The 10,634-nt window shown below is 34.0% G+C and carries 13 protein-coding genes; 4 read left to right on the top strand and 9 right to left on the bottom strand.

What is annotated here, in order from left to right:
- Nucleotides 1-112: 112 nt before the first annotated feature.
- The 4 genes from A9G30_RS06380 to zapB form a co-directional block, all read right to left on the bottom strand.
- The gene (locus A9G30_RS06380) at nucleotides 113-577 is read right to left on the bottom strand and encodes a C40 family peptidase (RefSeq protein WP_065588408.1); all 465 of its coding nucleotides are present in this window, start codon (nucleotides 575-577) and stop codon (nucleotides 113-115) included.
- Nucleotides 578-599: 22 nt separating this feature from the next.
- Nucleotides 600-1,958: a GTPase/DUF3482 domain-containing protein gene (locus A9G30_RS06375; protein WP_065588407.1), complete on the bottom strand. Its 1,359-nt coding sequence runs from the start codon at nucleotides 1,956-1,958 to the stop codon at nucleotides 600-602.
- 1 nt (nucleotide 1,959) lies between these two features.
- Nucleotides 1,960-3,264: a DUF2868 domain-containing protein gene (locus tag A9G30_RS06370; RefSeq protein ID WP_065588406.1), complete on the bottom strand. Its 1,305-nt coding sequence runs from the start codon at nucleotides 3,262-3,264 to the stop codon at nucleotides 1,960-1,962.
- Between the two features lie 81 nt (nucleotides 3,265-3,345).
- Nucleotides 3,346-3,591, bottom strand: coding sequence for a cell division protein ZapB (gene zapB, locus A9G30_RS06365; RefSeq protein WP_065568020.1), 246 nt, complete (start codon nucleotides 3,589-3,591; stop codon nucleotides 3,346-3,348).
- A 100-nt stretch (nucleotides 3,592-3,691) separates the two neighbouring features.
- Between zapB and tpiA the strand changes: the two genes are divergently transcribed.
- The gene (gene tpiA / locus A9G30_RS06360; RefSeq protein ID WP_065582885.1) at nucleotides 3,692-4,456 is read left to right on the top strand and encodes a triose-phosphate isomerase; all 765 of its coding nucleotides are present in this window, start codon (nucleotides 3,692-3,694) and stop codon (nucleotides 4,454-4,456) included.
- Between the two features lie 257 nt (nucleotides 4,457-4,713).
- On the opposite strand, the gene A9G30_RS06355 is transcribed toward tpiA, so the two are convergent.
- The 4 genes from A9G30_RS06355 to corA form a co-directional block, all read right to left on the bottom strand.
- Nucleotides 4,714-5,136 carry a YcgN family cysteine cluster protein gene (locus tag A9G30_RS06355; RefSeq protein WP_065582886.1) on the bottom strand — a complete coding sequence of 141 codons (423 nt, stop codon included), beginning with the start codon at nucleotides 5,134-5,136 and terminating at the stop codon, nucleotides 4,714-4,716.
- On the bottom strand, nucleotides 5,133-5,381 hold the full coding sequence (locus tag A9G30_RS06350) for a YcgL domain-containing protein (protein ID WP_176700479.1): 249 nt from the start codon (nucleotides 5,379-5,381) through the stop codon (nucleotides 5,133-5,135). Before A9G30_RS06350 ends, A9G30_RS06355 begins: the two co-directional genes overlap by 4 nt.
- Before the next feature lie 25 nt (nucleotides 5,382-5,406).
- The gene (locus A9G30_RS06345; RefSeq protein WP_065588405.1) at nucleotides 5,407-6,366 is read right to left on the bottom strand and encodes a glucokinase; all 960 of its coding nucleotides are present in this window, start codon (nucleotides 6,364-6,366) and stop codon (nucleotides 5,407-5,409) included.
- Nucleotides 6,367-6,573: 207 nt separating this feature from the next.
- The gene (gene corA, locus A9G30_RS06340; protein WP_065568016.1) at nucleotides 6,574-7,515 is read right to left on the bottom strand and encodes a magnesium/cobalt transporter CorA; all 942 of its coding nucleotides are present in this window, start codon (nucleotides 7,513-7,515) and stop codon (nucleotides 6,574-6,576) included.
- Nucleotides 7,516-7,734: 219 nt separating this feature from the next.
- Here corA and A9G30_RS06335 point away from each other — a divergent pair, with 219 nt between their 5' ends.
- The 3 genes from A9G30_RS06335 to A9G30_RS06325 all read left to right on the top strand — a co-directional run bounded on the left by A9G30_RS06335 (nucleotide 7,735) and on the right by A9G30_RS06325 (nucleotide 9,048).
- Complete coding sequence (locus tag A9G30_RS06335) at nucleotides 7,735-8,256, top strand: single-stranded DNA-binding protein (protein ID WP_065582888.1); 522 nt, start codon at nucleotides 7,735-7,737, stop codon at nucleotides 8,254-8,256.
- A gap of 375 nt (nucleotides 8,257-8,631) precedes the next feature.
- A complete protein-coding gene (locus A9G30_RS12945; RefSeq protein WP_176700864.1) occupies nucleotides 8,632-8,790 on the top strand; it encodes a hypothetical protein in 159 nt (52 codons plus the stop codon).
- Between the two features lie 60 nt (nucleotides 8,791-8,850).
- Nucleotides 8,851-9,048, top strand: a complete 198-nt coding sequence (locus A9G30_RS06325) for a hypothetical protein (RefSeq protein WP_141672025.1) — start codon at nucleotides 8,851-8,853, stop codon at nucleotides 9,046-9,048.
- Nucleotides 9,049-9,730: 682 nt separating this feature from the next.
- Here the strand turns inward: A9G30_RS06325 and A9G30_RS06320 are convergent.
- On the bottom strand, nucleotides 9,731-10,634 hold a 904-nt coding region (locus A9G30_RS06320; protein WP_065588404.1), incomplete at its 5' end, for a beta family protein.

Raw genomic sequence — 10,634 nt, 5'->3', positions numbered from 1 at the left:
TAATGCGTGAATTAAGACAAAAATCAATTATTTAATTATAGAGGAAAAGAATAAAATAACATTAAAGCACTCTAAATAGATTGAATTTAGAGTGCTTTAATTTCATATAGATTTAGCTTTTGCTAGTTATTAAACGGCGTGCCATCCAATAATGCTTCTTCCAGTAACTATCATTCAAGTTTGAATAAATCACACCTTTTGATGTTGAAGCATGTAAAAATTTACCATTAGCATAATAAATCCCAACATGTAAACCACTGCGGCTACGGCCTGTCTTAAAGAATACCAAATCACCTGCTTTAGGCTTATTAACTTTAACACCTAATCGAGCTTGCTCAGCAGCACTTCTTGGTAAGTTTTTTGACAGTTTGTTTTTGAAAAAATTCATTACCAATGCAGAACAATCACTACCCGCTAACGTGGTGCCTCCATAACGATAGGGTGTATTTTGCCATTTTTTATAATGGGAGTCTATTTTAGCTAACATAATCGAATCAGATTTAGTTTTCTTGCCTGAAACCTGAGGTTGGCTAGAACTACAGCCAAATAGCATAAAAATAGACAAAACAAATGTCATTATTAGAAAACATTTCTGCGTGCTAATGCAACTGCTCAGCAACGTTCCTAATAGTCGATTGCCATTTTTTATCATTTCTTTTTGTTCCTTTATTTAAAGTCGACCAATGCGAATAACGTCTAGCTACCTTTAAACTTTTAGGCAACACACCTTTTTCCCATTCTTGTTTGTCTAATTTTGATAACTTAATAGGCGATGTGTTCGCATGGCTTCGATAATTTAAACTTTCTTTAAGATTCATAAGCCTTAAAGAAAAAAAACAAATAATCACATCATCAATACTTAATTTTCTATATCCAGAAAGTTGGTATCGCATTCTAGAGCCATAATGTTTAGCTGTTTGCATTAAACTACCAACAGCGCCCCCAATTAAGGCTGCTGAGCCAAGCGTAATTCCGCCTGCAGCTAAATCGATGCTTGCCCCAATAGTTGCACCTGACACAAAACCTTTTGCCAGCTGTTTGCTCATCGTTTTTAGCGCATCTATATTAAATAGATCGGCATTATAACGACCTTTTATTAAAGGTAAATGCTCTTCACTCTCTAGTACAGAATTGAATTGATAAAGTTTTAACAATTCGTTTATTGCTAATTGTTCCCGCTTTCTTACTTGATTTTGCATATCTACAATAGCTTGTTTGTCATCTGATTTTATCATTTTATAAAAAGCAGTGACATCAACTAACGCTTCTGCGATAATCAAATTAGCACTGTGATTGCGAGATTCGCGCATTTGCACAATGTGATCTAGCCATTGTTCTAAAATAACCTTTGCAGGTTCAATTAATAAAGCTAGGCTTTTGTACAGCCGCTCCTCGCCGTCTATGGGAGACACTATAGCATCAAACTTTATGATAGCATGAATCCCCACACGTGAAAGCAATTTTTTCCATTCCTTTTCATTTTTTTCCTCATGGACAGTAAAATTTAGCACGGCTAACAATGGCTTATCACCGCTGGCTAAAATAGTCAATTCATCATGATATTTAGCAAGAATAGGTTCTCGCACATCAATAACATATATAGCTGCATCACTTTTTAATAACTGCCTAATGACCTTGGCTTCTTGATCAAAAGAATTTTCTGCTTCAGGACTTTGTAAAAAATTTGTTAATTTATCAACGCCATCAAGCCTACTATTTGCTGGCGTTATTTGATTAATGTAATCATATAATGCCAAGCTGTCTTCTAATCCAGGCGTATCATAGAAAATGATTGACTTTTGCTCATCTAAAGGCACTTTAATAGACTCAACATGTCGAGTTGTTCCAGGTTTATCAGAAACATCACCAAAGCGACTATTCCGAGTTAAAGTTCGTAATAACGAAGTTTTACCTACATTTGAATGCCCTACCACAGCTAATTTTAATGTTGTTAACATGTTAAAATTCCTCGTTTAACCATGTTGGTGTAGCTGATTGTAGTGATAAATCCTGCCAATTATTAAGTTGCTTACCTTGATTAATAAACCAAATTCGGTTTTGTTGTGATTTATTCATCAATTGATTAATTAAATTTAACATTCCCCTATCAGGAGCCCTATCAGTATCAATAGCAATTAATAATTTTTTAGCTGGCGATAATTGTAAATAATCTAAAATGTTACGGCGTTGCTCGCGTGTATTTAAAAAACCTAAAAAAGTAACTGAATCTGGTGGAGACCAATCTTCCTGTATGTCAATGGCGACCAAAAAAGCGCCTTGCCCATCTTCTATAAAGTGGTTGGTTAAGTGAGATACCTTATCTTTTCCTTTACTATCCGCATCTTCAACATTAACTAACAATGGTTGTAAGTCATTAGCTAATAATTGGTAACAGGCAGTTTGAGTATTTAATTTAATTTGCCGACAACTTATTACCCAGTTAAGCCCACAAATCACCATACAGAGCAATCGAATGATTAGTCCATAAACACAAAAAACCCCAAGTAGCCAAATTGCCCAAGCTGAACGTGCGTCACTGGCATTTAATGCTTGTTCACTGAGTCTTATAATATCATTGTTTGGAATGGTAAAACCGATTAAAGAAGGCAACCAACCTAAATAATGAGTTAAGTTAATAATAGCATCCGAACTCAGTAATGTTGTTTTCCATTCAAATCGATAATGTTGAGTTGAAAATAAAACAACTAATACTAATAGCGCACTACTTAATATAAGGGTCCAAAAAAGATTGAGAACAAAACCAATTAACCAACGGATACGTACACCAAATAACTCAACAAAAGCGGGAATAAGCTGTTGTACTGTCTTTTTCTGAGAAAATTTTTTAGTCAGCCATAGCCAATAATAAACAAGTAAACTACCACCAAGATTTGAAAAAAAGAAAAAAGAAAGTAACCAAATTAATAAGGTAACTAAATGCATGCCTAATAAGCTAAAAATAGCCCAATACAAATTAACCGGATCTTGGCTTAAAGCGCCAAAAGCCAAGGTTGCCCCAAATATAGTGGATAAAAAAAGTAATATAATAAAAGAAAGTTTTGCTGCACGTAATAATGTTTTTTGCGCTGAAAGCAAACCATTTTCTTTAGACAACATGACAGCACGCATCACAATACGATTAGTAAGTGATGTCTGCATCGCTCTTACTTGTCTATTAATATCTTGATCTGCAAACCGCCCAGATTCGTTTTCAATTAAATGAATAGTCTGAGTGATCCATAATGATTTTAGCTCTTCTCGCATTAAACTTAAGTTTCGTCATAGCATTTAGTAAAAAATAAAACAAACGCGACATAAGTCGCGTTTACAGGTAAAGTAGCTAACTTATTGGGTAATTTCACCTATTTTAGTTAGTAAAGTTTGAATGCGTTGTTGCCACATTTGTTGATCTTGTTTTAGTTTGTCGTTTTCGTCACGTAACGCTTTCATTTCATCAGAACTATCATTAATCAGCTGTTCCAACTCCTGATTGCCTTGTTTTAAAGTAGCAATCTCTTGTTGTAATGTAGTGATAGTATTAACAGTATGTTGGATTTTACTCTCTAATTGATTCAATATTTCTAATGACATATTTTTCCTCAAGCTCAAATTATTTGGTGTATAATGCTAATCATTATACCGAATTCATTCTAAAATCAACACTATTTTAAACTTTAAGTTGGAGAAAATTATGCGTAAACCACTTGTTATGGGAAATTGGAAGCTCAATGGCAGTACCGACATGGCTAAAAGCTTAGTCGCAGGGCTACGAAATGAGCTATCAAATAACACGGCTTGCAATATTGCAATTGCACCACCGGTAGTCTACCTTGATTTGGTAAAACATCAGTTAGATGGCTCTAATATTATTTTGGGAGCTCAAGATGTCGGCATTAATCTGTCTGGTGCTTATACAGGTGAAGTCTCTGTTGAAATGCTAAAAGATATCGGCGTTAGTCATATAATTATTGGGCATTCAGAACGTCGAACTTACCACAAAGAATCTGATGAATTTATTGCTAAAAAATTTGGTGTAATAAAAGAAGCTGGTTTAGTCCCTGTTTTATGTATTGGTGAAACAGAAGCAGAAAACGAAGCTGGACAAACACAAGCTGTTTGCGCTCGCCAAATTGATGCGGTAATTAAAGCGCTTGGAGTTCAAGCATTTAACGGCGCGGTTATTGCTTATGAACCCGTTTGGGCAATTGGAACTGGCAAATCAGCAACTCCAGCACAAGCACAAGCTGTTCATAAATTTATTCGTGACCATATAGCTAAACAAGATGCTAAAGTTGCTGAGCAAGTAATCATTCAATATGGTGGTTCTGTTAATGACAAAAATGCCGCTGAACTATTTACTCAACCAGATATTGATGGAGCATTAGTTGGTGGGGCATCACTAAAAGCAGATGCTTTTGCAGCAATTGTTAAAGCCGCTGAGCAAGCTAAAAAATAAACCTCATATATAAGAAAAGGCGTTTATTGCGCCTTAGCTCATTGTTAATAGACCTCGATATAATTCGAGGTCTATTTATTGCCGCCTTTGTTTCTACTGAGGACTAAATTAATCACTTCTTATTTAAACTTCCTACCTGATTTTTAACTATAAGAAATCACTTAGTTGTTAATAACCTATACCAAATTAGTAGAAAAATACCTATTAAAAATTAATATTTAACAACAATTTAAAGAAGGCAATAATGCTGATCTGTATTAGATAATATGATCTTCCCAACAAATCACATCTTTTTCATAGACAATGCGATTTTTAACCGATATTTTCAGCTTATGCATAAGCTTCTTATTTCCTGTAATAAGTGGGTGCCAATCAGGTAGCATGCCTTTTTCAGAAAAATAACGATAAGTGCAAGTTACAGGTAACCATTCGATAGTAAGTAAATTTTCACGTGTTAACTTAATGCAATCAGGTTCATAATCAAAGCGATTATAATAATGTTTACACTGACAAGTATTAGAATCAAGCAAATTACAAGCTACATTGGTGTATAAGATTTCGTCCGTATCTTCATCCATAAGTTTATTCAGGCAACACTGACCACAACCATCACAAAGTTGTTCCCACTCTTCGTCGCTCATTTGCTCTAACGTTTTATATTCCCAAAATGGTTCAATCATACTTTAAAATCATCTTCTTTTAACATCTGCAAGAAAAAGCCATCTGTTTTTATTTTTTGTTCGATTTCATCTGAAGTGCCAACAACAAAACGTCGTTTGCCATCAAGTAATACTTTCATCACAAATACTGGTGTACCAAAAATCGAAAGTATCTTATCTGGAATGCTTGAAAAGTTATTTTCATGTTCCATATATAAATAACAGTTTTCTTTTTTGGTACTTCGATAAATATAACACCACATCATAAAATAAAACCTTATCAATAAATCTTTATTTAAGACTATTTTGCAAATAAACACCTGCACCCAATAACCCAGGATCCTCATGAGTTATTACATAAACGGGGATTTTTTTGACTAAATATGACATTCGGCCTTTATGCTCAAATGCCTCTCTAAATGGTGATGCTTTAAAAAACTCAATAAAACGCGGTACAATCCCTCCAGCAATATAAACCCCACCTTGTGTATTAAGTGTTAAAGCCAAATTACCACCAAACCGACCCATAAAGGTACAAAAATAAGTTAAAGTTTGCAAACAAAGTGGGCAACTATTTGATAAAGCTTTGTTGACAATAATGTCAGGTGTCACCTCTTCTATAGGTTTATTATTAATATGTAACAAAGCTTGATAAATATTAACAATACCACTGCCTGAAAGAAACCGTTCGGTCGAAACTCGCCCAAATTTTTTTCTTAGTTGAGCTAAAATACGATCCTCTTCATCACTAATCATCGGTAGCTCTGTATGCCCACCCTCACCAGATAAACTAACCCAGCGTTGGTTAACTTTGATTAAATGAGAAACACCAAGCCCTGTGCCAGCGCCATAAATTGCAATTGGATAATTTAAATCAGGCTCCCCCCCCTCAATTTTAACTAATTCATTTTTCGATAATTGAGGAATCGACATTGACACAGCGGTAAAATCATTGATTACTTCCAGTTTTGTAAGGTTTAATACTCGAACCAACTCAGAACGTGAAAATGACAAATCATTGTTTGTCAGATTGATCACATCCTCGCTATCAATTGGGCAAGCAATAGCAATACAAGCCATTTTAACAGTTACTGATTGGGATGCTAAATAATCTTTGATTAATGTTAATAAAACATCATTTTTTGAGATAAGAATTTTAGTGATTGCCGATAACTTATTAGTTGTTAAATCATACAGTGCAAATCGCGCATTGGTTCCACCAATATCAGTAACTAGTGCATATTGACTCATGTTGTTCCCTCCTGTGACAAATTAATTATACTAATTCAAATAACAGTATTTATATTATCCGCTACACAAAGTGCAACAGGTAATATTATGAACTATTTATCACCATTTAACTAATTTACCTTAATGATATTACTTAGGCGAGGCTCCGCTAAGCTAAGTTAGCTTAGCGGAGAAAAAGTCTTAAAGACTATTTAAAATAACCAAGAACTACAACCATTTTTTTAGTTTAAAATAAATATAAGGTGCAACCCCCGCTAACAACATTAATAGTAACGAAAATGGATAACCATATTCCCATTTTAATTCGGGCATAAATTCAAAGTTCATACCATAAGCAGAAGCAACCACAGTTGGCGGTAAAAATACAACCGACACCACCGAGAAAATCTTAATAATTCGGCTTTGTTCTATATTGATGAAGCTAGTCGCAGCTTGCATTAAAAAGTTTACTTTTTGAAATAACGATTCATTATGAGGAACAAGCGACTCAATATCTCGAATAACTTCACGTGCTTGTTCAAGCTGATCGGTCGGCATTTTGGCACGACGAACTAAATAGTTAACCGCACGTTGGCTATCCATTAAACATAAGCGTACTTTCCATGCAGTATCTTCAAGCTCTGCCAATGAGGTAATCGCTTCATCATAATGTTCTTGTGCAGAACGATCCATAATAATTGAGCTTAGCTCTTCTAATTCACTATAAATATTTTCGATTTGATCAGCTAATTGTTCCACTTTAACTTCAAATAAATCAAGCAATACTTCATAGGGATTACCATCAATCATAGTTTGATAACGTGAGCGCATTCGGTACAAACGAAATGCGGGAAGATCACGTTCTCGCAATGTAAATAGTCGCCCATTATGCACAGTAAATGCTACTGTTGAATTGCCTGCTCGATCTTCTGCATCAGCATAAAAAAAGAAAGAGTGAACATGTAATCCTTCATTATCCTCAAAAAAACGAGCTGACGCTTCAATATCATCTAATTCAATACTCGTTGCTAAGTTTTGTCCTAAATGTGTTAAAACAAAATCACGATCGGCCTCTTCTGGCTCTATTAAATCAATCCAAGTCGCATTATTTATATCGTCTTCATTAATTTTTACTAATTGTTTGTTTTTCAACCCAAACGCATTAATCATAAGGTCTCCAGTAGGGGGAATATGTTTAGAACAATACATCAACAAATGTCGGGTATTATACTCGTTATAGTAACAAATTCCTATGATTAGACTAATGTTTCTATATCTTTACAAAATGTGAACAAAATTCCATTAATAGAATTAAATTCGCTGATATTACTATAGTCTCATGCTACAATACATAGTTTAAAATACTTATGCAATTTTTAGGAGTTAATAATGGCCAATCGAGGAATAAATAAAGTCATTTTAGTTGGTAACCTAGGTCAAGACCCAGAAGTTCGTTACATGCCGAATGGTAACGCGGTTGCTAATCTTAGTTTAGCGACATCAGAATCCTGGAAAGATAAACAGACTGGCGAAACTCGTGAGCGCACTGAATGGCATCGAGTTGTTGTTTTTGGTAAATTAGCCGAAATTGCAGGTGAGTACATAAAAAAAGGCACTCAAGTGTATATTGAAGGCCAATTACAAACAAGAAAGTGGCAAGATCAATCAGGTAACGATCGTTATACGACAGAAGTTGTTATTAACCCAATAGGCGGTACATTACAAATTTTAGGTTCTCGCAATAACAACGAAGGAGCAAGTAACGGTTCATGGGGACAAAGTGCCAATAATTATTCATCTGCGCCAGAAGCACAATCTCGCCCAACAATGCAAGGTGCACCAACTTCAGCCCCTCAACCCACAGCTATGCCTGAGCCTCCAATGGATTTTGATGACGATATTCCATTTTAAATACTATACATAAAACACAAAGAAACCAAGAGATGCATTTAATATCAATGTGCATCTCTTTTTTTACATTTGTTTGGTCATGCTTTATGTAACAACTTCCTAAAATAGTGCAACAAAAAAGTAGAAAATTCTCTATGATAAAAGTAAAAGGGGATTTAATGATAAAAAATGACTGAACATCAAATCGTAACTATTTTAAAAGTAGCTAAACCTTTAAAAGTAGCTGAAACCGGTATGACCCTCGCAAAAAGATGGGTAAATGCCACCTCCATGATATAACTAACAATCATAAGAGGACACATTATGGTCAAAAAATTCAGCGTAGAGTTCAAATAACTATCAGTTGATTATGCTTTATCTAATGCGCATTTTTCATTGGCTAAAACCGCTAACTATTTAGGTATTGATAAATCAACGATGGATAAATGGCTTAGGCAACTTAATCCTAACAAAACTAGTAAACGTGAACTAACTTGTGAGCAACAAAAAATGATTGCGCTAGAAAAAACACAAAGCACTAAAAATGGCCAATGAAATGCTAAAAAAGGCGCATGTGTACTTTATCAACCATCCAAGTCGGTGAATTACCAATATATGAAGCAACATTTGTTGCCATACCCATTACCGCTAGTCTGCCGTCAGTTAAAAGTTAGCGTATCAGGTTATTATGTTTGGCTAAAGCGTGAACCAAAATCAAATGAACTATTTGAGAATATCAAAGCACTTTATTGGCAACATAAAGCTCGTTTAGATGCACCAAGCTTAGTACATAATATCAGGGACAAGGGCTAGGATGTATCATAATGAAAGATTAGATTAGCTGAGCACGATAAAAATCATTCAGAAAAGCCATTGATTTTATTCAAGTTTTTATTTTATAACATAATGAAAAATAATAACATTAATCTTTTTGCTACAAGCCTATCATTATGATGTGCTGACTAATACATAAAGTATATTGATAAGTATTTAGTTTGTAACTCACTCAAAATAGGCTAACAAGCGTTTATTGATACCTATTCAAGGCTGGCTTTTACCAAAGTCTATACTGAAAAAATAGTTTAATTGTAGCTGATAAAACGCTTCCTTTTTTTGATAGTGAACAGATACCACTATTACGCATACCAACCTAGGCACAGAATATAATGGACATAAAGGAAAGCCATGCTTATGAACTTTATCCTAACCAGCAGAGATTGAACACACCAAAACCAAAGCTTATAGCCCGCAGACGAATAGGATTTGTGAACGATTTCATAAGACAATAAACACCGAATATTACAATGTAATGTTCAGTCGTAATATTTATACTGAATTATGCATTTTTTACGCCTAAATCGTCTTGAGTTTCCATGTTTTTGGCTAGTTCAGTCACTAACTCTCTTGATTTTTTTCATCAATTTTTATTCACCTATTTTTTGTACATTAGAATAAGTTAAAAATAGGCAAATACACAAATTTATTTACAGTATCATTAAGGCATTCTGGCAATAGAAGTAATATGTTGATTAATCCTTATGCCATCCCATGTTCCTGAATGACCATTATTAATGGTTTTATTTGCAATGTTATAAATTTGAGTGTCTCCCCAACTAAAATAATTACCGTGATAAAAATTTTCAGAAACAAGGCAATTAGCTAAATCAATAAATTTATTAAATTCATGGTTATTGCCCGTTTTCATTTGATACCAATTATAATTATCGTAGTAAGTTACACATGGTATTATTTGCATTCCAGGAACATATTCAATTGGAGATGTTGGGTTAGTTGCACCATAGTCTCCATAAATTAGGTTTATTCCTTGAAATGAACTTTTTAAGTTAAAATATAGAAGTAAGTCAAGGTTAGGTATTACATCCCAAACATCTCGATTAGGTGTTTCAGGGTGAGGTGTTGCTTCACCAACATCTCGGTTAGGTGTTTTTTGTGATGGAAATGATGTTGAGATTATTGAAACATCAATACCCTCATATTCAATTGAAAGCCTCTGTAAAATATAGTCCAATCTATTTTGAATTACATTGATATTTTCACCAACTATTGATCCTATATCGCATAATACTAGCATCTTCTTAACATCATATGATGCCGCTAATAATGCAAATAAGTTATTAATTGAGCTTTGTGACAAATCCGTTATTCTTAATGCAATTTTTTTGTATTGTCTATTTTCAAGTTTAAATAAAAATTGAAGATTATCTCTCGTTCTAGACGGTAATATACTGATAACTGGGATTAAATTGTTATTAACATTAGCAATTCTTTCATAAAATTCGTATTTATGTTGAAAAGCATTAGTATGATCTAATAAACCATTAACTTGATTATACTCATCATACATATCAGGAGTAATAAAAGAAGCGTCAATCATAAAT

Origin of the sequence: Gilliamella sp. Fer4-1 (genome assembly GCF_001690515.1) — a bacterium.
GTDB classification, from domain to species: Bacteria; Pseudomonadota; Gammaproteobacteria; order Enterobacterales; family Orbaceae; genus Gilliamella; species Gilliamella apicola_C.
This window is presented reverse-complemented; position numbering and strand designations above follow the sequence as displayed.

What these genes read in the sequence shown, in the direction of transcription:
- A9G30_RS06380 (WP_065588408.1), bottom strand. Translation starts at nt 577, where the DNA reads ATGACATTTGTTTTGTCTATTTTTATGCTATTTGGCTGTAGTTCTAGC.
- A9G30_RS06375 (WP_065588407.1), bottom strand. Translation starts at nt 1,958, where the DNA reads ATGTTAACAACATTAAAATTAGCTGTGGTAGGGCATTCAAATGTAGGT.
- A9G30_RS06370 (WP_065588406.1), bottom strand. Translation starts at nt 3,264, where the DNA reads ATGCGAGAAGAGCTAAAATCATTATGGATCACTCAGACTATTCATTTA.
- zapB (WP_065568020.1), bottom strand. Translation starts at nt 3,591, where the DNA reads ATGTCATTAGAAATATTGAATCAATTAGAGAGTAAAATCCAACATACT.
- tpiA (WP_065582885.1), top strand. Translation starts at nt 3,692, where the DNA reads ATGCGTAAACCACTTGTTATGGGAAATTGGAAGCTCAATGGCAGTACC.
- A9G30_RS06355 (WP_065582886.1), bottom strand. Translation starts at nt 5,136, where the DNA reads ATGATTGAACCATTTTGGGAATATAAAACGTTAGAGCAAATGAGCGAC.
- A9G30_RS06350 (WP_176700479.1), bottom strand. Translation starts at nt 5,381, where the DNA reads ATGATGTGGTGTTATATTTATCGAAGTACCAAAAAAGAAAACTGTTAT.
- A9G30_RS06345 (WP_065588405.1), bottom strand. Translation starts at nt 6,366, where the DNA reads ATGAGTCAATATGCACTAGTTACTGATATTGGTGGAACCAATGCGCGA.
- corA (WP_065568016.1), bottom strand. Translation starts at nt 7,515, where the DNA reads ATGATTAATGCGTTTGGGTTGAAAAACAAACAATTAGTAAAAATTAAT.
- A9G30_RS06335 (WP_065582888.1), top strand. Translation starts at nt 7,735, where the DNA reads ATGGCCAATCGAGGAATAAATAAAGTCATTTTAGTTGGTAACCTAGGT.
- A9G30_RS06325 (WP_141672025.1), top strand. Translation starts at nt 8,851, where the DNA reads ATGAAGCAACATTTGTTGCCATACCCATTACCGCTAGTCTGCCGTCAG.